The sequence below is a fragment of the Galbibacter sp. genome (assembly GCF_048266365.1).
GTDB lineage: Bacteria > Bacteroidota > Bacteroidia > Flavobacteriales > Flavobacteriaceae > Galbibacter.
In genome coordinates this window covers 54,759-80,585 of record NZ_JBLWZP010000012.1, presented here as the reverse complement: position 1 = coordinate 80,585, position 25,827 = coordinate 54,759, and the positions used below count along the sequence as shown (strand labels likewise).

Here is a 25,827-nt window from a genome sequence, read left to right as displayed (position 1 = left end):
ACGTTTGCTTTCAAAAAGTATCATCCGTAAAAGCAGGTGCAAATTTATAACAAAGTTTGATATGCACAAACATTTTTAAATTATTTTTTATCCCTTCTCAGAATCACCCCAAATATTAAGCATGTAAGCCTCACGAAATGCCAACATTAGGCCTCTGGTTGTTAACATTAAACAAAAGTAATTTACTTTCGTATATATTTTCTTAAATTCGCCTGTTAAATACCATAATATTTTAGAAAATAACATAGATGTCTGCAGAACGATTTAAAAAATGGGATACTATTCTGGGATGGATAGTTTTTTTAATAGCCTTATTGACTTACCATCTCACGGTAGAACCAACATCAAGTTTTTGGGATGCAGGCGAATATATAGCCACTTCTGCCAAATTACAGGTAGGTCACCCGCCGGGAGCTCCATTTTTCCAAATGATGGGCGCGTTTTTTGCTATGTTCGCATCAGATACACAGGCCGTTGCGGTCACGGTTAACCATATGTCCGTATTCTCAAGTGCTTTTGCCATTTTATTTATGTTTTGGTCCATCACCAACATTACTAAAAAATTAGCAAAAAGAGGTGGAGACTTAAGTGTAGGAAATTATATTGCCATACTAGGAAGTGGTGTTGTAGGAGCCTTAGCTTTTACGTTTTCTGACAGTTTTTGGTTTAACGCTGTAGAAGCCGAGGTTTATGCCATGGCCATGCTACTAACCTCCCTGATGGTGTGGTTAGGGCTCAAATGGGCAGATGATATACATACACCGAGAGGACACAAATGGCTGGTGTTAATTTCCCTAGTCATAGGCCTTTCTTTTGGGGTTCACTTTATGGCCCTCTTGACCATTCCTTCACTTGGAATGATCTATTACTTTAAAAACACAGAAAAACATACTGCAAAATCCTTTATAATCGCCAATGTCATTTCAGTCGGTATACTGCTGTTTATTTTCAAAATGCTACTACCTAACGTGATGAAATTCTTTGGATATCTCGAAGTGTTTTTTGTCAACAGTATCGGACTTCCTTTTAACTCAGGTACAATTATTGCTGGGATTTTAATTATAGCCCTATTCTATTTTGCATTGACCTACACCAGAAAAAAAGATTACAAGCTTATAAATACCATTGTTCTGAGTGTTATGTTTATCCTTGTTGGATTTTCCACCTGGATGATGATCCCTATCCGAGCTAATGCCGGAACGGTTATCAATGAAAACAGTCCAACAGATGCCAGACAATTATTGGCCTATTACAATCTGGAACAATATCCCGAAACACATTTGTTTTACGGACCAATGTATTCTGATGCCTTTGCTGGGCAGGATCCGGACGACCCCTATATGGATGACAAGCCAAAATACGAAAGAGACTATGAAAAAGGGGCGTATGTAATTGTCAACCACTATAAGGACGCAAGAGTAGCACCGAATAGTGACCACTTAGGGCTTTTACCACGTATGTGGAGTAGTGAGCATGCGGCCAACTACATGAAGATAACCGGGCCTCTTAATATTCAGGTCAAACCGCAATACCGAGGTGAAAAGCAATTGACCGATGCGGTTTCCCAATTTAAACGGGATTTGGAAAACGGAACCGTTGACGAAGATCAATACATAGACTTTATAAAGCAGTTCAATAATTTTTTGACTATAGAGAAACCAAGTTTCGCACAAAACATGCATTACCTTTTTGAGTTTCAAATGGGGTATATGTATTGGAGGTATTTTATGTGGAACTTTGTAGGTCGACAAGATGATATTCAAGGCAAACTTGACAATCACGGTAACTGGTTAAGCGGGGTTAAGTTCGTGGATGAATGGCATCTAGGATCTCAAGACAACCTACCTAGCGATGTATTAGAAAACAAAGCGAGAAACACCTATTTCTTCTTACCACTTATCTTAGGGATTATAGGTTTGCTATTCCTGTTTAAATCAGACAAGCAACTGTTTTGGATCCTCTTTATGCTGTTCCTGTTTATGGGATTGGCGTTAAAAATTTATCTAAATGAACGCCCTTTCGAACCTAGAGAACGTGATTACGCCCTTGTAGGCTCGTTCTTTGTCTTCTCTATGTGGATAGGATTAGGTGTCTATGGTTTATTTGAAGAATTTAAAAAATACCTAAACCCTAAAATATTGGCACCAATTGTTACTGCAGTATGCGTAATGGCAGTTCCGGTGGTGATGGTAAGTCAAAACTGGGATGACCATGATCGCGCAGATCGTTATACGGCTCAGTCAATGGCAAAGTCCTATTTGGACTCTATAGAGGAAGATGCCGGGGCAATACTGTTTACTATAGGTGACAACGACACCTTCTCCCTGTGGTATGCCCAGGAAATAGAAGGGTATCGCACCGATGTTCGCACCATTAATACGAGTCTCTTTGCTACTGATTGGTATATCGACCAAATGAAAAGGGCGGCTTATGAGAGTAAACCTATCCCTTCACAGCTCACACACGATAAATATGTTTATGGTATTCGGGATGTGGTCTATTACCAGCAACTCACAGATGAACGTTGGGATATTAAACGATTCATGGATTGGGTTAGTAATGATGAGAACACTTTTAGAACATTGATTAAAAAACAAGGAGGAGATCCAAGCCAATATCCGGAAAGTTATCTCAATTTAATCTTCTATCCTACCAACAAAATAAGAGTTCCTGTCAATAAAAACACCGTGTTAGAGAACGGGCTGGTCAAGGCTAAGGATTCAGCGAAGATTGTAGATTATATTGATATTGATCTTCCAAAAACTGCACTGACTAAAAACAGATTGCTGATGTTGGATTTATTGGCAAACAACAACTGGGAACGTCCCATTTATTTTACCGGCGGAAGCTTTGATGCCGCAGAATATATGTGGATGAAGGATTATTTACAACTGGATGGCCTTGTCTATAAATTAGTTCCTATCAAAACCCCTGTTGACAAAAACAACCCATATCAGATGGGAAGACTAGATCCAGATTTGATGTATGACATTGTCAAACAATGGCATTGGGGTAATTCAGAATCGCCAGACATCTATCACGATCCTGAGACTCGAAAAAACAGTATCTCCTATCGTGGAAACTTAGCAAGATTAACAGAAGAACTCATTAAAGACGGTGACAAAGAACGCGCCAAGGAGATTCTAGATCTGGCAATGGAAAAAATGCCTTTCGGATACTTCGGCTACTATGTGTTCTTAGAACCATACATTCAAGGATATTATCAAGTAGGTGAAGTTGAAAAGGCCAGAGAACTTTATAAGGGTGTGGCTAAAAAATACCAAGAAAGCCTTAATTACTACAGCCAATTACCTTTGGAACAGCAGTATCAATACGCTTCAGAAATTGTTTCTGATGTACAACGCTACAGAAGTATATTGGATATTGTGGTAAGATATGATTCTCAAGATTTTGGAATGCCACAGACCCAAACCTTTAACAGCTACTTAGAGCGCTTTAGTAATTTATACGGCGCACCTGAACCAGCTGATCAAAAGGAGCAAACTCAGCAACCTATTATTGATAATGCAGTGCCTGAAATACAGATAGATTCTTCGATCATCGAATAAGTCACTATCTATGATATATCTTTACATCCTCCTGAGTACACCATATGTACTCAGGAGGATTTCTAATTCGAACTAAATTGCGTACATTGAAACTATATGTTGCCAAAACCCCAAAGCTTTTAAAATGGGTTTTTAAGAGCAAAATATGGGAAGTTAAAACGGATAAGAAAGAAGTCTTTATAACCTTCGATGATGGTCCAACTCTAGAGGTCACTGATTTTGTTTTAGATCAACTTGAAACACATAAGGCAAAGGCTAGCTTCTTTTGTATCGGAAAGAACATGCGAGAGCACCCTGAAATTTTAAATCGTATAAAAGCTGACGGACACAGCATAGGGAACCACACCTATAATCATTATAATTGCTACAAATACTCCTTAGAAGAGTACCTGAAAAATATCGGTTTAACAGCCGAGCTTATAAAAGAGTATGAGCCCAGTTCTAAAAAATTGTTTCGTCCACCCTATGGTAGAATATCTTCCAAAGCTACTAAGGCACTTCAGGGACAAGGGTATAAAATCATCATGTGGGATGTACTGAGTGCGGATTTTGATCTAAGAAACACTGCAGACCAATGTGTAAGAAACGTGATTGACAATATTAAGCCTGGAAGTATCATAGTGTTTCATGATAGCATCAAGTCCTATCCTGTATTAAAAGAGGTACTACCTAAAGTCTTGAATGAATTGAAAAAAACGGGATATCGCTGTTCAGCCTTATAGCTGATTATTTGAGATACTCTTGAAGCAGTCCAATGAGGGTATCAGAATCCTGTTCCCCGGTTTGACGCCATACCATCTCACCATTTTTATAAATCATAAGTGTAGGAGAACCTTTTACTCGTAATGCTTCTGCAAGCTCTTGGTTCTTATCAATGTCGATCTTTACTACTCTAGCTTTATCCCCTAAGGAAGCAGCTACATCCCTAAGTACAGGGTGCATGGATTTAGATGAATCGTTCCAATCGGCATAAAAGTCTAAAAGTACTGGAACATCACCAGCAATTAACTCCCCAAACTTTGACATACATACTGAGTTTTAACGGCTATTCATCTCAAATGTACTAAAAAAAAGTAAAACTGCACATCAAATACTTTGATTGACTACATTTTGTGTGCGATATTACACAGCTCTTTTGGGTTTTTTCCTCAACTCAATAACACTAACTTCCGGCCAAATACCCACTCTTCCCGGATAGCCAATGAAACCAAGACCTCTATTGACATTAATATATTGTCCTGCGGTCTCGTATATTCCAGCCCAGTACTTATAACGATATTGTGCAGGACTCCATTTCACAAGACCTGGAATTTCAACACCAAATTGCATCCCATGGGTATGACCACTTAGAGTAAGATGGTAATGATAAGGGTGATCAAGCACTTGATGTTCCCAATGCGAAGGGTCATGACTCATTAGTATTTTGAAGTCTGAAGCTTTGACGTCTTTAATTGCTTTTTCCAAGTCTCCAGCCTTTTTGAATCCACCTTCGCCCCAATTCTCTACTCCGATTAGGGCGATCCGTTGACCATCCTTTTCTAAAAACCGATTTTCATTTAAAAGCAGTTCAAATCCCATCTCTTTCTGAATTTGTTTCAGCTCATCAAGATTAGCGGCTTTGGCTTCTTCCGAAGACCACTCGGCATAATCACCATAATCGTGATTTCCAAGAACAGAAAAAGTACCATCCTTTGCATTCAACTTACCGAAGGTCTCTTTCCAAGGATGTAACTCTGAGGCGATGTTATTGACTATATCGCCGGTAAAAAGTACAACATCCGACTCTTGTTTATTGATCAGGTCAACGACGTATTCAATTTTTTCCTTATTATCAAGACTTCCGCTATGGATATCGGAGATCTGCGTCAATCGATATCCATCAAAGGCCTCTGGAAGATCGTCAAACTCCAAAGTGTATTTCAATACCTGGTAATCATACTTTCCTTTAAACATCCCGTACAATAAAGACACGAATGGGACAGCTGCCACCCCTAGGGCTATTTGACTTATAAACCTTCTTCTAGAAGGGAAATCACTATGAGCCACATCATTTGAGACAGCAAACTTACCAATCACCCATCTTACCACACGAACAATATCTTCAACTAGCATAAAAAAACCACTGCTTAAACCCAATGCTGCAAACGCCAAAAAGAGTCCAATAGCCAATCCCATACCAGGAGTCAAGCCTTGCGAACGATCAAAATAATTAAATTGAAAATATAGATTCACTAGAATTCCTAAAAAGGCAAGACCGTAAGCGATTTGTAAATAAGGGTTTCTAACCAAGGTTCGGAATGCTTGAAATCCGTATATAGCACCAATAATATAGAGTATTCCTAGAACGATCATAAATCGTGACATACATTCAAATTTTTACTCAAAAGTACCTCATTTGCTTTTCAGTGGAGGTATTTTTAATTTTATTTAACTAAAGCAACAAGCTCGGCAACTTTAGTCGCATCGGTCTTACGAACATAACGTTCATCGTATAAATTTGCATTAAATGCTAAAGGAACAGTAGCTTTAAGTTGTTGGATCGGCTGGCTGGCGGAGAAGTGTATTTCTGGGAAACCCGCCTGCTTAAATGCCGTAATATTATCCTCATTAATCCCCCCTCCCGGCATTAATGTTATGTGGTTTCCATAATATTTATGGAGATGATTCAACATTTTAATCCCCTTATATGCAGTGGGTTGTTGACCACTGGTTAAAACTCGAGAACACCCCATATCAATAAGTTTTTTCAAAGCTTCCTCTGGTTCTTTAACCCAATCAAAGGCGCGGTGAAAGGTAAAAGATAGCGGGCCGCTTAATTGAATTAGTTCTCGTGTACGCTCCACATCCAAAGTATTGTCGTTGTTAAGAACGCCAGACACAATTCCTCGACATCCGATTTCCTTACACCATATAATATCCTCCTTCATCACCTCAAATTCAGAATCACTATAAGTGAAGTTTCCACTTCTAGGACGAATCAGTACAAACACCTCAATAGAAAGGGATTTTAAAACCTGTTTTAAGGTGCCATAACTTGGCGTAACACCACCGACCTCTAGCTCCGCGCATAATTCTATACGATCTGCACCACCTTTTTCTGCAGATCGTGCAGATTCCAAAGAATTTGAACAAATTTCTACCAACATATGCTTATATTTAAAACGTAAAAGTAAACAACAATCCGCTATGCAACGTCGAAAATTCCTGAAAAAGACTGGCTTAGGTGCCAGTGGACTGCTCTCTATACCACTATTATCATCTTGGAACAATCAACTACCCCAATCCCAAACTACAAACACAGGCACAGCCAAAGGTCCCGTTGTGGTTTGTACTTGGAATTTTCACAATGCCACAGCAAAAGCATGGGAGGTACTTGAGTCCGGGGGTGAGGCAATCGATGCGGTCGAACAAGGAGTCCGTGTAGAAGAAGCTGATGTAACCAATCAAACTGTCGGCAAAGGCGGTCGTCCTGATCGCGACGGACATGTAACCCTTGATGCCTGTATTATGGATAAATCAGGGAATTGTGGCTCTGTGGTATACCTGCAAAACGTCACCCATGCTATTTCCGTAGCAAGAAAGGTCATGGAAGAAACCCCTCATGTTATGTTAGCCGGTAAAGGCGCCGAAAAATTTGCCTACCAGCAAGGTTTTAAAAAGGAAAATCTACTGACAGAACAATCCAAAAAAGAATGGTTACAATGGAAAAAAGAATCCAAGTATGAAACCATCATCAATATTGAAAATCACGATACCATCGGCATGCTAGCCATCGATAAGAACGGAGATATTTCAGGTGCCTGTACCACAAGTGGAATGGCCTATAAAGTTGCCGGAAGAGTCGGTGATTCTCCGATTATTGGTTCTGGCCTTTATATCGATAATGAAGTCGGAGGCGCAACTGCTACTGGAGTGGGCGAAGAAGTTATGAAAACCGTAGGATCATTTTTAATAGTAGAATTGATGCGACAAGGCAAATCACCTTTGGAAGCCTGCCACGAAGCCGTACATAGAATTGTGTCAAAGAATAAAAATCACAAGGAATTCCAAGTTGGGTTCTTAGCAATTAATAAACAAGGAGAAACAGCCTCGTATTGTATTCACCCGGGATTTAGTTACAGCAAGTACGACGAAAGCGGTCAAAGTAATAATCCTTCCGATAGTTACGTCAAATCCTAGAGTATCCTTTAGAGTCACTATTAATAGGATGAAAAAAATTGATTTGTAAACTAAGGCAAACAACTCCTAGAACTTTTTTAACTTTACCGATTGCAATACAAAAACACAAACCAACATGTCCGAAAAGAAGAAATTATTCCTTTTAGATGCTTACGCCTTAATTTTCAGAGGGTATTATGCTTTTATAAAAAACCCTAGAATCAATTCTAAAGGCATGGACACATCCGCCGTCTTAGGGTTTATGAATTCTTTATTGGACGTCATTAAGAGAGAACAACCTGATCATCTCGCAGTTGCCTTCGACAAGGGAGGAAGTAAAGACCGTTTGGAAATGTTTGAAGCTTATAAAGCCAATCGTGACGAAACACCTGAGGCTATCAAAATTGCAGTTCCAATTATACAGCAGATTCTCGAAGCCATGCATATCCCTTGTGTTGTAAAACCGGGTTATGAAGCGGATGACATCATCGGAACTCTTGCAAAACAAGCAGAAAAAGCCAACTACACCGTATATATGGTGACCCCTGATAAAGATTTTGCACAATTGGTCTCTGAAAATATTTTTATGTATCGACCTGCCCGAATGGGTAACGGAATTGAAATTTGGGGAATTCCCGAAGTTCAACAGAAATTTGAGGTAGAGACCCCTGAGCAGGTGATTGACTTTTTAGGTATGATGGGGGATGCAGTAGATAATATCCCTGGATTACCGGGAGTAGGAGAAAAAACGGCCAAAAAGTTCCTGAAAGAATTTGGGAGCATGGAAAATCTACTGGCAAATACCAGTCAACTTAAAGGCAAGATGAAAGAAAAGGTGGAGGCCAATGCCGAGTTGGGGTTACTATCTAAAGATTTGGCCCGCATCATGTTGGATGTACCTGTAGAATTTGATGAGAAGGATTTCGAGTTAAACACACCTGATTTACCAAAAGTACAGGAAATTTTTCAGGAGCTGGAGTTTAGAAGACTAGCAGAAAACCTGATGAAAACCTTTAACCAACAGCCCAGTGATCAAGCTGAGCTTGCTAGCCATAAAGCTGCAACGGTTTCAAAATCTAACGAACAACAACTCGATCTCTTTAGCGACCCGGCCAGCACACAGACTGCTGGAACAACTATCGAATCAGGATATAAAACCTTGGATCAAGTTCCTCATTTATATCAGCATGTTGATACAGATTTGGCTCGCAAATTATTACTTCAAATGCTCCTTAAGCAGAAAAGGGTATGTTTTGACACCGAGACTACCAGCTTAAAGTCGCTTGAAGCGCAATTGGTAGGCTGTGCTTTTTCTTGGGAAGTCGGCAGTGGGTACTACATGAGTTTCTCTGAAGATCAACAGCAAACAAAACAACTGCTGGAACAGTTCAGAAGCTTTTTTGAAAATCCGAATATTATTAAAGTAGGTCAGAACTTAAAGTACGACATAAAGGTACTCTCTAATTATGATATCAGTGTAGAAGGCCCAATTTTCGATACCATGATTGCACATTATCTGATCAATCCGGACATGAGGCATCAACTGGATATTTTGGCTGAAACTTACCTCAATTACAAAACCATCCCAATAGAAGATCTGATTGGAAAAAAAGGTAAAAATCAAGGAAATATGCGCTCCACTCCGCTCGAATTGCAAACGCAATACGCCGTAGAGGATGCAGACATCACATTGCAATTGGCAAATGTTTTTGAACCACAGTTAAAGCAAAATAATGCTGAAAAAGTATTTACAGAAATAGAATCCCCTTTGGTCAAGGTATTATCCGCCATGGAAATTGAGGGTATTGGTTTGGATACGGATTTTTTAAACTCCCTCACCAAAGATCTCAATGCGGATATTATTCGATTGGAAAAGGATATTTACAGTCAAGCGGGTGAGGAATTCAACATTGCATCACCCAAACAGTTGGGACCAATCTTATTCGACAAACTCAAATTAGTAGATAAACCTAAAAAGACCAAAACCGGACAATATTCCACAGCGGAAGATGTGCTTTCTTATCTGGCTAAGGATAACAAGATCGTCTCGGACATTTTAGAATGGAGACAGCTGAATAAATTAAAAAGTACGTATATAGAGGCACTACCGACGGTAGTGAATCCGAAGACCGGTCGTGTTCACACCGTATATAGTCAAGCAGTGGCTGCAACAGGTAGATTAAGCTCTAACAATCCTAATTTACAGAACATCCCAATTCGAACAGAAAGAGGAAGACAGGTCCGAAAAGCATTTATTCCTCGTAGTGAAGACTACCTGCTTCTAGCTGCGGATTATTCTCAAATAGAATTGAGGATTATCGCTGCACTAAGTGATGAGGACACCATGATTAATGCCTTTAAAAACGGACAGGACATTCACGCATCTACTGCCGCAAGGGTATTCAAGGTTGATTTAGATAAGGTCACTCGGGAGCAACGAAGCAATGCTAAGACCGTGAATTTCGGTATTATATATGGAGTATCAGCATTCGGATTGAGCAATCAAACCAGTTTGAACCGAACAGAAGCCAAAGAACTTATAGACACTTATTATGAAACTTATCCAAAACTAAGGGCTTATATGAGCAAACAAGTTCATTTTGCTCAGGACAACGGATTTGTGGAAACTATACTAGGACGAAGACGTTACTTAAAAGACATCAATTCCAGAAACCAAGTAGTCAGAGGTGCTGCTGAGCGAAACGCTGTTAATGCTCCCATCCAAGGAAGCGCAGCGGATATCATCAAAATAGCAATGATTCGTATTCAAGAAAAGTTAAAAGCGGGTAATTTCAAAACCAAAATGCTACTCCAAGTACATGATGAACTGGTTTTCGATGCTCATAAAGAAGAAATTGATACAGTAAAGCAACTTATAAAATCAGAAATGGAAAATGCTTACACGCTCAAGGTGCCGCTTGATGTCGAAATTGGCATAGGTGAAAACTGGTTAGAAGCTCATTAAAGATAAACCACTAGGAACCAATTCATTTATAGTATAAAATTATTCACATTCCCTATTTGCTAATAATATAAATAATTGTACTTTTGCACCCCATTATCCCGACTTTACATTCGGGAATGGGAATGGAATGTTTAATTTTTTAAAAAAGTTAGTGTGGATACATTAAGCTACAAAACAATTTCAGCTAACAAAACTACTGTTAACAAACAGTGGGTTTTAGTGGACGCTGAAGGTCAGACGCTAGGTCGCCTTTCTTCTAAAGTAGCCAAACTACTTAGAGGTAAGTACAAGCCTAATTACACACCGCATGTTGACTGTGGAGATAACGTGGTTATCATCAATGCAGAAAAAATCAGCCTTAGCGGTAAAAAATGGGATGCTAAAGAATACATCCGTCACACTGGATATCCAGGTGGTCAAAGAAAAATAAACGCGAGCGAGTTATTCAAAAAAGACCCTACGCGTATATTGGAAAAATCGATTAAAGGAATGCTCCCTAAAAACAAATTAGGTGCAGATTTATTCCGTAACCTAAAAGTGTATGTTGGAACTGAGCACAAACAAGATGCCCAAAAGCCAACTGCAATTAACTTAAACGATCTTAAATAATGGAAGTAATTCACAAAATCGGTAGAAGAAAAACTGCTGTTGCGAGAGTGTACGTTTCTGAAGGAAAAGGAGATATCACCATCAACAAAAAAGAATTTACGCAGTACTTCCCAACACCAACTTTACAGTACAAAGTTCAACAACCACTTTCATTGACTGAAAATGTTGAGAATTTTGATATCAAAGTAAATGTTTACGGTGGTGGTGTAACTGGACAAGCTGAGGCTATCCGTCTTGCTATTTCAAGAGCACTTTGCGAAGTAGATGCAGAAAACAGATTGACCCTTAAACCAGAAGGATTGTTAACAAGAGATCCAAGAATGGTAGAGCGTAAGAAATTCGGTCAGAAGAAAGCGCGTAAGAAATTCCAATTCTCAAAACGTTAATCGATCGATTATTTATAATGCACTATTGCATTGTTCATTAATTATTGAATTTAAAAACATGTCGTTGCTTCTATTCCTTAGGGAAAGAAGATTGGTTTAGCATCCAAATGGTAAAGGCGATCGATCACTCGTGACCACTTTAACATTGCTAAATAAACAACACCCACAGTGTGGGCAACGGAACGTAAACTATTACAAAAATGGCAAATAACATAGAAGTTAAAGATTTACTAGAAGCAGGTGTTCACTTTGGTCACCTTACTAGAAAATGGAATCCGAACATGGCTCCTTATATCTACATGGAGCGTAACGGAATCCACGTTATCAATTTATACAAAACAGCTGCTAAGATTGAGGAGGCTAATGAAGCCCTTAAGAAAATCGCAGCTTCAGGTAGAAAAATTTTATTTGTAGCTACCAAGAAACAAGCAAAAGATATCGTTGCTGACAAGGCAGGTGCTGTAAACATGCCTTACATCACAGAGAGATGGCCAGGTGGTATGTTGACAAACTTTGTCACTATCCGTAAAGCTGTTAAGAAAATGACTGCTATCGACAGAATGAAAAAAGACGGTACCTTTGATACACTTTCTAAAAAAGAAAAACTACAAGTAGATCGTTTAAGAGCAAAATTAGAAAAGAACTTAGGTTCGATTTCTGACATGACCCGACTTCCAGGGGCTTTGTTTATTGTAGATACAATGCGCGAACACATCGCGGTTAAAGAAGCACAAAAATTAAACATTCCAATATTTGCAATGGTGGATACCAATTCTGACCCAAGAGAGGTTGAATACGTAATTCCATCAAATGATGATGCTTCAAAATCCATTGAAAAAGTTCTTACGCATGTAACCGGCGCTATCGCTGAAGGTTTATCTGAAAGAAAAGCAGATAAAGCTGAGAAACAAGCAGATGAAGACAATGAAAAAAAGGTAGAGCAAGAGGCTAAAGACAAAAAAGCCAAAGCCTTAGAAACTGAAGAAAACGAATAAATAATAATTTCTTAAAGTCGTTACCCTTTAATTTTCTTTGCTTTGTAGGCAAGAGATCAAGGATAACGACTTTACGAATTAAAACATAAAACAAAATGGCAAAAATCACAGCCGCAGAAGTAAATAAATTAAGAAAAGCTACCGGTGCAGGTATGATGGATTGCAAAAACGCATTGGTTGAAGCTGAAGGTGATTTTGATAAAGCAGTAGAGATCCTACGTAAGAAGGGTCAGAAAGTTGCTGCTAAAAGAGCTGACAGGGAATCTGCCGAAGGTGCAGTTATCGCTAAGGTTAACGGAGACACTACTAAAGGTGTTATAGTTTCTCTTAACTGCGAGACTGACTTTGTTGCTAAAAACGAAACTTTCGTGAAAATGGCAACAGAATTTGCAGAAATGGCTTTAAACTTCGATACTAAAGAAGCTCTTCTTGATGCTGATTATAATGGAATCAAAGTTTCTGAAAAATTAATCGAACAAACCGGTGTTATCGGGGAGAAAATTGAAATCGGTGATTTCAGAACTCTTGAAGCTCCATTTGTAGGTTCATATATCCACGCTGGAAACAAAATCGCTACCCTTGTTGGTCTTTCTGCCAATGTAGAAGGTGCAGATGTAGCCGCTAAAGATGTAGCAATGCAAGCAGCAGCTATGAATCCAGTAGCACTAGATGAAAGTGGTGTTGACCAAGAAGTGATCGATAAAGAAATCGAAATCGCTAAAGAAACTTTAAGAGCAGAAGGAAAACCAGAAGCTATGTTAGAAAACATCGCTAAAGGAAAACTTAACCGTTTCTTCAAAGACAATACTTTAGTAAATCAAGATTTTATCAAAGACAACAAACAAAGTGTTACTGCTTATGTGAAGTCTGTTAATAGTGAATTAACAGTAACTGCATTTGAAAGAGTTGCACTAGGATAAATAGTCTTTAACAACCATAATATTAAACCGCTTTTTAACTAGATTTAAGAGCGGTTTTTTTGTGTCTACAAATTCTGCGCACGGGACTTAATTATTTTGTTTATTTTTGCTTCGAAAATATATATTTAATATCCTTCAACAAACGAACATGCAATACAAAAGAATTCTCCTTAAATTAAGCGGTGAAGCCCTAATGGGTGAGCGACAATACGGAATTGACCCAAAACGACTAAAAATCTACGCAGAAGAAATTAAGTCAGTTGTTGATCAGGGCGTTCAGGTAGCCGTTGTTATTGGCGGAGGAAACATATTTAGAGGTCTTGCAGGTGCGAGCAATGGAATGGACAGAGTGCAAGGAGATCACATGGGTATGCTTGCAACGGTGATCAATGGACTCGCCTTACAATCCGCTCTGGAAGATGAAGGCATACAAACTAGACTACAATCTGCTATTAAAATAAACGAAGTAGCGGAACCTTTCATACGAAGACGTGCACTACGTCATTTGGAAAAAGGCAGAGTCGTCATCTTTGGTGGTGGAACTGGAAACCCATATTTTACTACAGATTCAGCAGCCGCATTGCGCGCTATTGAAATCAATGCAGATGTTATATTAAAAGGCACAAGAGTAGATGGTATCTATACTGCCGATCCAGAAAAGGATAAGGATGCAACTAAATTTGATAACATCACCTTTAAGGATGTCCTTCAAAAAGGATTACAGGTCATGGACACCACTGCATTTACATTGAGTCATGAAAACGAATTGCCAATTGTGGTATTCGACATGAATAAACCCGGCAACCTGTTAAAATTGGTTTCCGGTGAAAAAATAGGGACTAGAGTGAACCTATCCTAAATAGTATATTAGAAATTTTACAACTATTTTAAAATTCAATAGTTATGAACGAAGAAATCAATTTTATTATGGATGCTACTAAAGAATCAATGGAAGATTCCTTAGCACATCTCGAAAAAGAATTTGGTAATATTAGAGCAGGTAAAGCAAGTCCGGCAATGGTTGCAAGTGTAATGGTAGATTATTACGGATCGCCGACACCGCTACCACAGATCGCAAACATAAACACCCCTGACGGTAGGACTATCTCCATTCAACCGTGGGAAAAAGCTATGCTTCATGAAATCGAAAGAGGTATCATGATTGCAAATCTTGGATTCAATCCAATGAACAATGGTGAAATGGTCATTATAAATGTCCCACCGCTTACAGAGGAGCGTCGTAAAGATTTGGTCAAACAAGCCAAATCAGAAACAGAGGATGCCAAAGTTTCTATTCGTAACGCTAGACAAGATGCGAATAAGGACATTAAAAAATTAGAGGCTTCTGAAGATGTAAGAACTAAAGCTGAAACCGATATTCAGAAACTAACTGATATCTACATTAAAAAAACTGATGAAGCATTGGCGGTTAAAGAAAAAGAGATTATGACTGTTTAATGCTCCTAGCGTTAAACTTTCATAAAACTATAGGCGACTTTTACAAGTCGCTTTCTTTTTTCGTAACATTACAGCCCCAAAGGAATAAAGGTAAATAGCTCAGATGAAAGACATATTTCTTTTTATTTTTTATTGGATTGGCCTGTTGAGCTGCATGGCTCAGCATTCTTCTGGCTCCTCCATTGGTGATAGTGACCTACAATCTGTAAACAGGGATAGTCTAGCCAATGAGATCATCGGACGAGTCATAAAGAATAAGCCACAGAATGATCCTGATGCTATTTTAAACACCTACAGCTACAACAGTTACACCAAGGCAATAGTTAGCGCTAACAGTGAGGCTATTAACGGTACTGTGGACTCTATCTTCAAACGCAAAAGAAACCGATTAAAGTTCAAAAAGATTGACTCTACCAATTACATCATCAAAAAGCAATTGGAAAAATCACACCTATATATCATGGAAAAGGTTTCAAATTTTGCCTATTCCAGAGAAAAGGAAAAACGAGAAACCATTCTAGGGATCCATATGGCTGGTTTTAAAAAACCTATATATGAAGTGCTCGCTATTGAGATGCAATCCTTTTCACTCTACAACAAACGTATTAAAGTATTTGGCACCGATTTTACCAGCCCTTTAGGAGGTAGAGGTAAACAAACCTATCTGTTTAACTATGAAGGCGTATCAGAGATCCAGGGTCGAAAAAATTATATTATACGCTACACTCCAAAGGAAAACAAACAAGATGTAGGTATTCCCGGAGTACTCTACATCGATGCTGAAACCTATGCGATCCAAAGAAATGAATCGAAATTAGACGCTTCGGTTGAATTACAGGCCATACAAGAATACACCTACTTCCCAACCCAAAACATATGGTTTCCCAGCGCCAACAAAATACGAGTAGATAAGGGAACAACTGATAAAACAGTTACCCTCTTTGGAAAACTTCGTGTAGCCACAAGTGAGCAAATGAACGATTCTTCAATAATGAGCACCAACCAGGATGATATTAAGAATCACATCTATTTGGTTGCCCAGACTTCAAATTTTAATATCAACCTGAATAAACCGGTTACCATTGAACGAAGTGGAACGGCCATAGAACTTTTAAAAGTAGCTAGCAATAGAGGCGAAGATTTTTGGAAACAGTATAGAACACAAGAAATCACGGCCAAGGAAATAGAAACTTATAAGGCCGTGGACAGTCTGACTAGCGCTAGGAATTATGAGAACAAATTATCCTTTATCCGCAAGTTCATGGTTGGATACATCACCACATCCTATATTGATTTCGACTATAAATCACTGCTTAAATTCAATAGATATGAAGGCTTCAGGCTAGGTATGAGCGCAGTTACGAACAGTAACTTTTCTCACAAGTACACCATACATGCCTATGGTGCCTACGGCACAAAAGACAAGGATTTTAAATATGGCTTTGGTATTGAAAGACGGCTTGATCGTTATGATGATACCAGAATCGGAATCACACATAAGAACGATTTGGAAGAAAGTGGGAGTCTTACGTTTTTAACTGATGGACGAGCCTTCTATTTATTCGAACCCCGTTTATTCAATCTGACATATTTCCACAAGATCAAAGATGTTAGTACCTATTTAACTCATGATTTTAATCCCAAGTTGAATTCCAGATTTCAACTCTCCTATCAGGACGTAACGCCAACTTACCAATACAGCTATGCCAACGATGGAGAATCTTATCACAATTATCAAAATAGTTCCATAACGGCCTCAATACAATGGAATCCTTTCAACAAATACCTCCAAAGCGATTCGGGAAAAACTGTCATTGAGAAAAACTATCCGCAATTCAGTTTGCAGTACAGTCAAGCGTTTAAAAATGTGATCAACAGTGATCTCAATTATACAAAAATCGCCCTTAGAGCAATGCATGAACTGAGGCCTTTAAACAAAGGGGTAACCTCCTTCCAGGTAGTTGCAGGCATTAGTTTTGGTGACCTTCCGGTAACTGAACTTTATAATGCATCCCCTAACCAGCCAGGGGGTGAAGCTATTTTAAATCGTTTTTCAGTAGCGGGTAGAAATAGTTTTGAAACCATGTATTTCAATGAATTTTTATCTGATAAATATGCCATTTTTCAGGCAAGACACACTTTTAACAGATTCAACATTAGCTCTTGGTTAAGACCAGAGTTTGCACTTATATCACGATTTGGAATTGGATCTACTGCAGGCATGCAAAAACACCATGATATTGAATTCAACTCCATGGAAAAAGGATATTCGGAAAGCGGATTAGAAGTCAATAAATTATTCAAAGGTTTCGGCTTAAGTTTTATGTATCGTTATGGCGCTTACCATCTTCCAAGTTTTGACGATAACATTTCTTTAAAGTTTACCTATTATTTAACGCTTGGTTTTTAGCACACTTCAATGGGGATTTCTAACTTTGCACGGAAAATTTTTTAAATGGCCAAGAAAGTAACAAGCGGGTTTTGGGGGACTACGTCTCGAATCATCCTGCGGAATCGTATTGTAATATTACTTATCCTTTTTGGAATCACTTTGTTTTTATCTTCACAATGGAAGTATATACAATTCACCAATACCGAGGCGAATCTTTTACCTGATCACCATCCAGTAAATGTAGATTATAAAAAGTTTTTAGATACTTTTGGTGAAGAAGGGAATGTCATGGTCATCGCCATTAAGGATAGCGCCATTTTTGACTTAGATAATTTCAACAAATGGAATAAACTAAGCAAACAAATTCAAGCAGAACCTGAGGTAGACCTAATTCTATCTACTGACAATCTTCAAACTCTCGTAAAGAATACTGAGAAACAAAAATTTGAGTTAACACCGCTGATTCAAGGGGAACTAAGCTCACAACAACAGCTCGACAGTATTAAGGATGAAATCTTTCACAAGTTACCCTTTTATGAAAGTTTGTTATACAACAAAGAGACACAAACGATACGGTCTGTGATTTACATGGACAAAGAAATTGTCAATACCGCAGTTCGAAAGAATTTCGTGTTGAATAATTTCATCCCTATGATTGAGGATTTTGAAGCAGATACTGGAATAGACGTTAAAGTTTCCGGTATGCCGTATATCCGATCGCTCAATGCCGATATTATTATTGGTGAAATCGGTTTGTTTATCGGAGCCACGCTTCTTGTTACATCTCTGATTTTCTTTCTCTTTTTCCGGTCCTACAGGGCCACCTTCATCTCGATGTGTGTCGTGATTATAGGGGTGATGTGGGCCTTTGGAATTCTGGGTCTACTCGGCTATGAGATTACCATTTTGACGGCGTTAATTCCACCTCTTATCATTGTGATTGGTATCCCCAATTGTATATTTCTAATCAACAAATACCAACAAGAAGTTCAAAAACACGGAAATCAAGCAAAATCATTACAACGAGTCATTTCGAAAGTTGGTGATGCAACCCTGATGACAAACCTAACGACGGCTGCAGGTTTTGCAACGTTCATAATCACTGAAAGCACACTTTTAAAAGAATTCGGTATAGTGGCCTCTATCAATATCATCGCGATATTTATCCTTTCCATTCTTATCATACCGATTGTGTACAGTTTCATGTATCCACCTAAATACAAACACCTCAAACATCTCAACAAACGCTGGATAGGCAAGTTTGTCAAATGGATGGAAAGCACGGTTCGACATCACAGAATTGCTGTATTTATCAGTGTAATAATCGCTATAATCCTAAGTATAATAGGGGTTTATCAGATTCGAATATCTGGAAGTCTGCTAGAAGATATGCCAGAGGATGCTTCGTTTTTTGACGACATTAAATTCTACGAAGATGAATTTGATGGTATTCTTCCCGTCGAAATCATGGTAGATACTAAACGAAAAAATGGGGTAATGAATTTGTCCACTTTAAGAAGAATGGATGAATTAGAAACACTTATCAAGGAGATTCCAGAACTATCGTCACCGATTTCTGTGACGAACTTGGTCAAATATTCCAAACAAGCATACTACAACGGCAATCCTAATTATTACCAATTACCCAATAATCAGGAAAAGGCCTTTATCTTATCCTACGCTAGAAGCTCTACCAACAACACTAATTTGCTGAAAAGTTTTGTGGATAGTACTGGGCAGATCGCTCGAATTACCACCTTTATGAAGGATATTGGTACAGAGCAGATGGAAGAAATTAAGGCTGACGTTGAAAAGAAAGTCGCCAAAGTACTTCCGGATGATCGTTATGAGGTTACTCTTACCGGGAAGGCTCTAGTGTTTATGCAAGGTACCAAGTACCTGGTCAAGAACCTTATGACATCTTTAGGCTTCGCCATATTCTTGATATCATTACTTATGGCCTACTTATTCAGATCCTTTAGGATGATTATCATCTCATTGGTTCCAAATATACTGCCATTACTCATCACCGCCGGAATGATGGGATTCCTTGGCATCCCTATCAAACCATCAACTATTTTAGTATTTAGTGTTGCCTTTGGTATATCGGTGGATGATACAATCCATTTTTTAGCCAAGTACAGGCAAGAACTTATCAAGAACGATTGGCGCATACGAAAATCAGTCTTCGGAGCCCTTCGTGAGTCTGGAATCAGTATGTTTTACACCTCAGTAGTCCTATTTTTTGGGTTTTCAGTCTTTATGTTGAGTAGTTTTGGAGGAACTAAAGCACTTGGAGGACTTGTTTCATTTACCCTCTTAATTGCGATGTTATCCAACCTTATCGTATTACCTTCTATGCTTCTTGCCTTGGAAAGAAATATTGCAAACAAGAAAACATTGAAAAAACCGAGCATCAACGTACTTCCAAAAAACAACGAGGAACTGGAGGATAAAAATTAAAAAAAGTCTGCCGAAACATAATGTTCCGAACAGACTTTAAGGTTCCCCCAAACCTACAATCTTAAATATTTTCGAAAGTCAACTTCAAATTGACTGGTAATTTCCTACAAAACAAAAATAGATTATTATACCCTTACAAAACAAGTAAAATCTAGATTTTTATATGCTCATCATGTTAAATGTACAAATTTTTTCTTACAATATAATTTTTTAAAATAAAATAATAATAAATATCTGCCACATTAATCTATGGTCGGCATTAATTTTCTAATAACTCAGGTGTTGACTTTAAATCTAGTTTTAAAGTTTTATCTTTGCAGCCTTATTTATAGTTAGCATTACACAATGGAATTAAAAAGTATTAAAGAGCTGTTATCAAGTGACCAACTTCTTCAAGAAGTTGGTGTGAAAGGTTGGATTAGAACCTTTAGAAGTAATCGTTTTATCGCTTTAAATGATGGATCCACCATCCATAATATTCAGTGTGTAGTCGATTATGAAAACTTCCCTGAAAATGTGCTAAAACAACTCAACACCGGAGCTGCGGTATCTATCGTAGGAACTTTGGTTGAAAGCCAAGGTAGAGGTCAATCCGTAGAGATTCAAGTTAAGGAAATTGAAATTTTAGGTATAGCGAATCCGGAAGAATTCCCAATACAACCTAAAAAGCATTCTCTTGAATTTTTAAGAGAGAAAGCGCATTTGCGCATTCGCACCAATACCTTCGGTGCAATTATGCGAGTACGTTCTGCCCTATCTTTCGCGGTACATAACTATTTTAGAGAACATGGGTTTAACTATGTGAACACTCCTATCATTACAGGATCCGATGCAGAAGGTGCGGGAGAAATGTTCAGAGTTACTACATTGGATGCTAAAAACCCACCTTTAAACGATCAAAAGGAAGTTGATTATAAAGAAGACTTTTTTGGTAAAGAAACCAATTTAACAGTTTCTGGACAACTTGAAGGAGAGGCTTATGCCATGGCCTTAGGAAAGATTTACACTTTTGGCCCTACTTTTAGAGCCGAGAACTCCAATACCTCAAGACACCTGGCAGAATTTTGGATGATTGAGCCTGAAGTTGCCTTTTTGGATTTGGACGGTAATATGGATTTGGCTGAGGATTTTATAAAGAATGTATTGAGCTATGTCTTAGAACATTGTTCAGACGACTTGAACTTTCTAGAGGGACGATTACTTGAAGAAGAAAAATCAAAACCACAGGCAGAGCGTAGCGAAATGAAACTCATTGAAAAATTACGCTTCGTCACTGAAAACAACTTTAAAAGAGTAAGTTACACAGAAGCCATAGATATTCTAAAGAATTCAAAACCCAACAAAAAGAAAAAGTTCAATTATATCATCGAAGAATGGGGAGCGGATCTTCAAAGTGAACACGAGCGTTATTTAGTTGAGAAACATTTTAAAGCTCCAGTAATCTTATTTGATTATCCAGCTGATATCAAAGCATTTTATATGCGCCAAAACGAAGACGGTAAAACCGTACGTGCAATGGATATTCTATTCCCTGGCATTGGTGAGATCGTTGGAGGATCGCAACGTGAAGAGCGGTATGAGGTACTTAAGGACAAGGTAAAAGCGATGGGTATAGACGAAAAAGAGTTGTGGTGGTACATGGATTTGAGAAAATTTGGAACTGCAACCCACAGTGGATTTGGACTTGGATTTGAACGTTTGGTGTTGTTCACTACAGGGATGTCAAATATACGAGACGTCATCCCTTTTCCAAGAACCCCTCAAAATGCTGAGTTTTAATTAAAAATAACGTATATTATCATTAAAAACTAGCTTTGGATTGGCTTCATAAGGCTAGTTTTTTTAAATTTATACAAAAAGCAAGGTTGAAGGATAATGCTAAAACAACAATTACAGTTTAAACTATCTCAGAAATTATCGCCGCAGCAGATACAGTTGATGAAACTGATTCAGTTGCCGACTCAAGCTTTTGAACAACGTCTCAAACAAGAACTCGAAGAGAATCCTGCTTTAGAAAGTGGTAAAGAAGAATCTTCAGAATATGATTCTGATGAATATGAGGATGATTTCCAAGATGATTTTGATAGTGAAAAGATTAATGCAGAGGATATTAATGTAGATGAATATCTAAGTGATGATGAAATTCCTGAATACCGACTACAAGCAAATAACTACAGTAGTGACGATGAAGAAAGATCAGTACCTTATGCAGCTGGAACTTCATTCCATCAACATTTATTAAATCAGCTCAACACCTTTAGTTTAAAAGAAAATGAACGTGAAATTGCAGAATTCCTAATCGGCAGTGTAGACGAAAGTGGATACATACGTAGGGAAATCGCCGATATCGTAGATGATTTAGCGTTTACCCAAAATATTTATAGTGAGCAAGAGCAAGTTGAAAAAGTGTTACTCATTGTTCAACATTTAGATCCTGCCGGTGTTTGTGCGAGGGACCTCAGAGAGTGTTTACTCCTGCAACTACACCGAAAAGAGCCAACTGATGCAGTAGTCTTAGCAACCGATATTTTAGAGCGTTCCTTTGAACAATTCACCAAAAAGCATTACGAAAAGCTAATTGTAAAACACAATACTACTGAAGAGGATCTTAGAAAGGCAATTCATGAAATAGAACGGCTTAACCCAAAACCAGGAGGATCCTATGCCGGTAGTAATCGCATGGTAGAACATGTGGTTCCGGATTTCACGATTCGCATTATGGACGGCGAGCTTGAATTAAGTTTGAATGGTAGAAATGCGCCTGATTTACATGTATCGCATACCTACAACAATATGCTTAAAGGGTATAAAGACAGTAAGATCAAATCAAAAACTCACAAGGATGCTGTTTTATTTATTAAACAGAAGTTAGATGCTGCTAAATGGTTTATTGAAGCCATCAAACAAAGGCAAGAGACCTTATTTGTCACCATGAATTGTATTATGCATTATCAACAGGAGTATTTTTTAACTGGGGATGAACGCAAATTAAAACCCATGATCCTCAAAGATATTGCTGAGGCCATAGACATGGACGTATCGACAGTCTCCAGAGTTGCCAACAGCAAATACGTTGACACCCCTTATGGTACCAAGCTCATCAAAGACTTCTTTTCAGAATCAATGAAGAATGATGAAGGTGAAGATGTATCCACTAGAGAGATCAAAAAGATTTTAGAAACGGTAATCTTGGAAGAAGACAAAAGAAAGCCTCTAACAGATGATAAACTAGCAGCAATACTCAAGGGTAAAGGATACCCGATTGCACGTAGAACGATCGCTAAATACAGGGAACAGCTTAGTATTCCAGTGGCGCGCTTAAGAAAAGAAATCTAATGCGGTTTGCTTCAAAGGCCATAAGTCTTTTATTTAACCCTATCCTGATGCCCTTAGCAGGTGCGCTGATCTATTTTTTCATATCACCTCGATATACACCAGAGCGAACCAAACGATTGGTACTCTTGGGGATTCTAATAATCACCGTTGTAATTCCGTATTTATTTTATTTGCTATTGAGAAACTTAGGCTGGGTGACGCACAAGGATCTCACCGATATAAATGAACGCAAAATCCCGTTATATCTATGCATTATAGTGACCTACATCACTATAGTAAAGATTACACCGAGTTCCATATCACATGAACTGTATTTCTTTTTTATGGGGGTCCTAGGCACCCTTATAAGCTGCCTTTTCTTAGTGTACATGAATTTTAAAGCAAGTATGCACATGATGGGCATTTGGGGCGTGACTACGTTTGTAATTGGGCTCTCAATACATTTCCAAACAAACCTTATTGTATTAATTGAGGTGCTTATAATGTGTGTGGGAGCCGTCGCCACCTCGAGACTATATTTGGAACGCCACAGCGTGACAGAAATAGTAATAGGATCCGTTATAGGTATATTGCCTCAGTTTACCTTATTTAGTATGTGGTTATAGCAAGACCATCCTAAAAAATGTAGAAGATCAAGCCTGCTTTAATAAGATTGATATCCAAGGGTTCTCCATCCATCAAATATCGCTCATCTTCGAAGATATTGGTAAGATTGTATTGTGCATAAAAGTTCCAGGTATTATATCCAAAACTAAGATAGATTCCGTATTGAAAATCTCGTATGTCACTATTTGAGAAGCTGATTCGTTTAGTATCAGTAACAAACTTTGAACCGCCACTAAAAAGGTATTGAAGTCTAATACCAGAATAGATTCTCCAGAATCTATAGTCTTCAGCTCGAGAGGAACGCCATCGAAACTCCAATGGAAACTCCACAAAATGCATGGTTAGCTTATTTCTATTGTAATCAACATCTTCAGGTACTTCTTGATAGCTAATGGTACCATTGTCGTTTTTAGTAGCCATCAGATCACTATAAATAGTATTGATGGACAAGCCCACCCCAAGACCAAAACCGACATTTCTTCTTTTATTCAATGGAAAGTCTTTGATAAAACCGCCCATAATACCTGAAGAAAAACTATTTTGGCTAATTCCTTTGGGTGCTCCAACTAGCACATTGTAATTCACCCCAAAGTAGAATTGATCCTCGAAATATTTTGCATCAGGATCTACAATAACGATAGTATCTTGTTGTGCCCAGAGCCATCCACCACAAAGGAAGAACAATGCAAATACTAGGTGTTTATAGGATTTTAAAATCATATGTCAATTTCGATTAGGACAAAATAAATCATCTTAGCTAACGTCATTGTAAAATTAATAAAAAACGCTTCTGAAATCAGAAGCGTTTTTTAAACATAAGTTTATATGAAATAGAACTACTTATTTTACATTCTCAAAAGCACTACCACTTCTAGTTGTATAGTTAATTTTAAGTGCATTGACTTTTCTTAACTCTTGTTTTATATCAGACACAAGACCCATATTGGTCTCATAATCTACTTTCAAAGCTGTAGTAAGTACATTTTGTAACTCCTCTCGCTTTGAAGCTCTTTCTGCAAGTACATAGTTAGCCACCTCATCAACATTAGCGAACTTATCGTTAAGTTGAATTTTTGGTAGATTACCAAATTGATCTTGGTAACGTGCGCTAGGTTTTCCTGCATAAATATATATCACCCTATCCTTTTTGTCAAGCGTTTGAACCTGATCTGCATAAGGCAATTCATTTTTGATCATAAGAGAACTATCCTTCATTGAGGTTACCGTCATGAAGAAAAACAGCAACATGAAAACGATATCCGGCAATGATGCGGTTGAAACCGCTGGTAAATCCCCTTGTTTTTTCTTATTGAACTTTGCCATAATAGATTGTACTAGTTTTAATTAGTCTTTGGTTCTGCTTCAGATAATTTCTGAGGATACATCTCCTGGATTTTCTCCAACTTAGGCTTCAAGTCATCCTTGACATCATCCGGTGTTTTTGGATCTAAAAAAAGCGTATTCATATCGGTAAAGGTCTTTCCGTATAAACGCTCCCCTTCACGATTTCTTAGCTCATTATATGCTCCAACTAATTCATTCTGAACCGCAATATAAGTTCCGTATTCCGTCAACCTGTCATTCTGCAATGAAATAATCGCTTTAGATGGATGATCTGAAGATTCAGGATCTCTGGACCCTTGACAATAATCACATGCCTCACCATCCTGACCTACTCCACCACCGTTATCTAAAAAATCAACAGCAGCAGCTCTCAAGTCTTTAAGCTCCATTAACTCTTCCTCAACAAATAACTGATTGTCTTTATTGACAACCACGGTGAAGATATTTTTCTGCCTAATAACAGGCGGATTTTCTGGCGGTTCAATAGGTGGTAATTTACGATCTAACCCCGAGTCAGTTTCTATGGTAGTCGTTACCAAGAAAAAGATCAGAAGTAAAAATGCGATATCTGCCATCGACCCTGCATTCACCTCTGGTGGTGCATTTCTATTTCTTCCCATAATTAC

General features: G+C 38.2%; 21 protein-coding genes. 15 read left to right on the top strand and 6 right to left on the bottom strand.

Annotated features, from left to right (window positions below):
- The first annotated feature begins 248 nt into the window (after nucleotides 1-248).
- Together ACN0TV_RS14750 and ACN0TV_RS14745 are read left to right on the top strand one after the other, a co-directional pair.
- Entirely contained in the window at nucleotides 249-3,569 is a 3,321-nt protein-coding gene (locus ACN0TV_RS14750; protein WP_417363763.1) for a DUF2723 domain-containing protein, read from the top strand.
- 86 nt (nucleotides 3,570-3,655) lie between these two features.
- Nucleotides 3,656-4,291, top strand: coding sequence for a polysaccharide deacetylase family protein (locus ACN0TV_RS14745; RefSeq protein ID WP_417363761.1), 636 nt, complete (start codon nucleotides 3,656-3,658; stop codon nucleotides 4,289-4,291).
- Between the two features lie 4 nt (nucleotides 4,292-4,295).
- Here ACN0TV_RS14745 and ACN0TV_RS14740 read toward each other — a convergent pair whose 3' ends face one another.
- The 3 genes from ACN0TV_RS14740 to ACN0TV_RS14730 form a co-directional block, all read right to left on the bottom strand.
- On the bottom strand, nucleotides 4,296-4,595 hold the full coding sequence (locus tag ACN0TV_RS14740; RefSeq protein WP_417363759.1) for a thioredoxin family protein: 300 nt from the start codon (nucleotides 4,593-4,595) through the stop codon (nucleotides 4,296-4,298).
- Nucleotides 4,596-4,691: 96 nt separating this feature from the next.
- The gene (locus ACN0TV_RS14735; RefSeq protein WP_417363757.1) at nucleotides 4,692-5,933 is read right to left on the bottom strand and encodes a metallophosphoesterase; all 1,242 of its coding nucleotides are present in this window, start codon (nucleotides 5,931-5,933) and stop codon (nucleotides 4,692-4,694) included.
- Between the two features lie 59 nt (nucleotides 5,934-5,992).
- Entirely contained in the window at nucleotides 5,993-6,715 is a 723-nt protein-coding gene (locus ACN0TV_RS14730) for a copper homeostasis protein CutC (RefSeq protein ID WP_417363755.1), read from the bottom strand.
- Between the two features lie 40 nt (nucleotides 6,716-6,755).
- Here ACN0TV_RS14730 and ACN0TV_RS14725 point away from each other — a divergent pair, with 40 nt between their 5' ends.
- The 13 genes from ACN0TV_RS14725 (at nucleotide 6,756) to ACN0TV_RS14665 (ending at nucleotide 23,856) form a co-directional block, all read left to right on the top strand.
- Complete coding sequence (locus ACN0TV_RS14725) at nucleotides 6,756-7,748, top strand: isoaspartyl peptidase/L-asparaginase family protein (RefSeq protein ID WP_417363753.1); 993 nt, start codon at nucleotides 6,756-6,758, stop codon at nucleotides 7,746-7,748.
- Between the two features lie 115 nt (nucleotides 7,749-7,863).
- Nucleotides 7,864-10,692: a DNA polymerase I gene (polA, locus tag ACN0TV_RS14720; RefSeq protein ID WP_417363751.1), complete on the top strand. Its 2,829-nt coding sequence runs from the start codon at nucleotides 7,864-7,866 to the stop codon at nucleotides 10,690-10,692.
- Nucleotides 10,693-10,845: 153 nt separating this feature from the next.
- Complete coding sequence (gene rplM, locus ACN0TV_RS14715; protein WP_417363749.1) at nucleotides 10,846-11,301, top strand: 50S ribosomal protein L13; 456 nt, start codon at nucleotides 10,846-10,848, stop codon at nucleotides 11,299-11,301.
- A complete protein-coding gene (rpsI, locus tag ACN0TV_RS14710; protein ID WP_008992059.1) occupies nucleotides 11,301-11,687 on the top strand; it encodes a 30S ribosomal protein S9 in 387 nt (128 codons plus the stop codon). The genes rplM and rpsI overlap by 1 nt, the downstream gene beginning before the upstream one ends.
- Before the next feature lie 200 nt (nucleotides 11,688-11,887).
- Nucleotides 11,888-12,682, top strand: a complete 795-nt coding sequence (gene rpsB / locus ACN0TV_RS14705; protein WP_417363747.1) for a 30S ribosomal protein S2 — start codon at nucleotides 11,888-11,890, stop codon at nucleotides 12,680-12,682.
- 95 nt (nucleotides 12,683-12,777) lie between these two features.
- Complete coding sequence (gene tsf, locus ACN0TV_RS14700; RefSeq protein ID WP_417363745.1) at nucleotides 12,778-13,602, top strand: translation elongation factor Ts; 825 nt, start codon at nucleotides 12,778-12,780, stop codon at nucleotides 13,600-13,602.
- A 148-nt stretch (nucleotides 13,603-13,750) separates the two neighbouring features.
- The gene (gene pyrH / locus ACN0TV_RS14695; protein WP_417363743.1) at nucleotides 13,751-14,461 is read left to right on the top strand and encodes a UMP kinase; all 711 of its coding nucleotides are present in this window, start codon (nucleotides 13,751-13,753) and stop codon (nucleotides 14,459-14,461) included.
- Between the two features lie 44 nt (nucleotides 14,462-14,505).
- Nucleotides 14,506-15,060 (top strand): ribosome recycling factor, encoded by a 555-nt coding sequence (gene frr / locus ACN0TV_RS14690; protein ID WP_417363742.1) that lies wholly within the window; start codon nucleotides 14,506-14,508, stop codon nucleotides 15,058-15,060.
- A 103-nt stretch (nucleotides 15,061-15,163) separates the two neighbouring features.
- Nucleotides 15,164-17,470, top strand: coding sequence for a DUF5686 family protein (locus tag ACN0TV_RS14685; protein ID WP_417363740.1), 2,307 nt, complete (start codon nucleotides 15,164-15,166; stop codon nucleotides 17,468-17,470).
- Nucleotides 17,471-17,515: 45 nt separating this feature from the next.
- Entirely contained in the window at nucleotides 17,516-19,915 is a 2,400-nt protein-coding gene (locus ACN0TV_RS14680) for an efflux RND transporter permease subunit (RefSeq protein WP_417363738.1), read from the top strand.
- Between the two features lie 345 nt (nucleotides 19,916-20,260).
- Nucleotides 20,261-21,694: an asparagine--tRNA ligase gene (gene asnS / locus ACN0TV_RS14675; RefSeq protein ID WP_417363736.1), complete on the top strand. Its 1,434-nt coding sequence runs from the start codon at nucleotides 20,261-20,263 to the stop codon at nucleotides 21,692-21,694.
- Between the two features lie 96 nt (nucleotides 21,695-21,790).
- Nucleotides 21,791-23,251 (top strand): RNA polymerase factor sigma-54, encoded by a 1,461-nt coding sequence (gene rpoN / locus ACN0TV_RS14670; RefSeq protein WP_417363734.1) that lies wholly within the window; start codon nucleotides 21,791-21,793, stop codon nucleotides 23,249-23,251.
- 47 nt (nucleotides 23,252-23,298) lie between these two features.
- Nucleotides 23,299-23,856 (top strand): hypothetical protein, encoded by a 558-nt coding sequence (locus tag ACN0TV_RS14665; protein ID WP_417363732.1) that lies wholly within the window; start codon nucleotides 23,299-23,301, stop codon nucleotides 23,854-23,856.
- Nucleotides 23,857-23,866: 10 nt separating this feature from the next.
- On the opposite strand, the gene ACN0TV_RS14660 is transcribed toward ACN0TV_RS14665, so the two are convergent.
- The 3 genes from ACN0TV_RS14660 to ACN0TV_RS14650 form a co-directional block, all read right to left on the bottom strand.
- Complete coding sequence (locus ACN0TV_RS14660; RefSeq protein ID WP_417363730.1) at nucleotides 23,867-24,577, bottom strand: porin family protein; 711 nt, start codon at nucleotides 24,575-24,577, stop codon at nucleotides 23,867-23,869.
- A 120-nt stretch (nucleotides 24,578-24,697) separates the two neighbouring features.
- The gene (locus ACN0TV_RS14655) at nucleotides 24,698-25,180 is read right to left on the bottom strand and encodes an ExbD/TolR family protein (RefSeq protein ID WP_417363728.1); all 483 of its coding nucleotides are present in this window, start codon (nucleotides 25,178-25,180) and stop codon (nucleotides 24,698-24,700) included.
- 17 nt (nucleotides 25,181-25,197) lie between these two features.
- On the bottom strand, nucleotides 25,198-25,821 hold the full coding sequence (locus ACN0TV_RS14650; protein ID WP_417363726.1) for an ExbD/TolR family protein: 624 nt from the start codon (nucleotides 25,819-25,821) through the stop codon (nucleotides 25,198-25,200).
- Nucleotides 25,822-25,827 lie beyond the last annotated feature (6 nt).

What these genes read in the sequence shown, in the direction of transcription:
- ACN0TV_RS14750 (WP_417363763.1), top strand. Translation starts at nt 249, where the DNA reads ATGTCTGCAGAACGATTTAAAAAATGGGATACTATTCTGGGATGGATA.
- ACN0TV_RS14685 (WP_417363740.1), top strand. Translation starts at nt 15,164, where the DNA reads ATGAAAGACATATTTCTTTTTATTTTTTATTGGATTGGCCTGTTGAGC.
- rpsB (WP_417363747.1), top strand. Translation starts at nt 11,888, where the DNA reads ATGGCAAATAACATAGAAGTTAAAGATTTACTAGAAGCAGGTGTTCAC.
- ACN0TV_RS14725 (WP_417363753.1), top strand. Translation starts at nt 6,756, where the DNA reads ATGCAACGTCGAAAATTCCTGAAAAAGACTGGCTTAGGTGCCAGTGGA.
- rpsI (WP_008992059.1), top strand. Translation starts at nt 11,301, where the DNA reads ATGGAAGTAATTCACAAAATCGGTAGAAGAAAAACTGCTGTTGCGAGA.
- ACN0TV_RS14680 (WP_417363738.1), top strand. Translation starts at nt 17,516, where the DNA reads ATGGCCAAGAAAGTAACAAGCGGGTTTTGGGGGACTACGTCTCGAATC.
- ACN0TV_RS14735 (WP_417363757.1), bottom strand. Translation starts at nt 5,933, where the DNA reads ATGTCACGATTTATGATCGTTCTAGGAATACTCTATATTATTGGTGCT.
- frr (WP_417363742.1), top strand. Translation starts at nt 14,506, where the DNA reads ATGAACGAAGAAATCAATTTTATTATGGATGCTACTAAAGAATCAATG.
- ACN0TV_RS14660 (WP_417363730.1), bottom strand. Translation starts at nt 24,577, where the DNA reads ATGATTTTAAAATCCTATAAACACCTAGTATTTGCATTGTTCTTCCTT.
- ACN0TV_RS14655 (WP_417363728.1), bottom strand. Translation starts at nt 25,180, where the DNA reads ATGGCAAAGTTCAATAAGAAAAAACAAGGGGATTTACCAGCGGTTTCA.
- ACN0TV_RS14730 (WP_417363755.1), bottom strand. Translation starts at nt 6,715, where the DNA reads ATGTTGGTAGAAATTTGTTCAAATTCTTTGGAATCTGCACGATCTGCA.
- ACN0TV_RS14650 (WP_417363726.1), bottom strand. Translation starts at nt 25,821, where the DNA reads ATGGGAAGAAATAGAAATGCACCACCAGAGGTGAATGCAGGGTCGATG.
- pyrH (WP_417363743.1), top strand. Translation starts at nt 13,751, where the DNA reads ATGCAATACAAAAGAATTCTCCTTAAATTAAGCGGTGAAGCCCTAATG.
- asnS (WP_417363736.1), top strand. Translation starts at nt 20,261, where the DNA reads ATGGAATTAAAAAGTATTAAAGAGCTGTTATCAAGTGACCAACTTCTT.
- polA (WP_417363751.1), top strand. Translation starts at nt 7,864, where the DNA reads ATGTCCGAAAAGAAGAAATTATTCCTTTTAGATGCTTACGCCTTAATT.
- ACN0TV_RS14665 (WP_417363732.1), top strand. Translation starts at nt 23,299, where the DNA reads ATGCCCTTAGCAGGTGCGCTGATCTATTTTTTCATATCACCTCGATAT.
- rpoN (WP_417363734.1), top strand. Translation starts at nt 21,791, where the DNA reads ATGCTAAAACAACAATTACAGTTTAAACTATCTCAGAAATTATCGCCG.
- tsf (WP_417363745.1), top strand. Translation starts at nt 12,778, where the DNA reads ATGGCAAAAATCACAGCCGCAGAAGTAAATAAATTAAGAAAAGCTACC.
- ACN0TV_RS14740 (WP_417363759.1), bottom strand. Translation starts at nt 4,595, where the DNA reads ATGTCAAAGTTTGGGGAGTTAATTGCTGGTGATGTTCCAGTACTTTTA.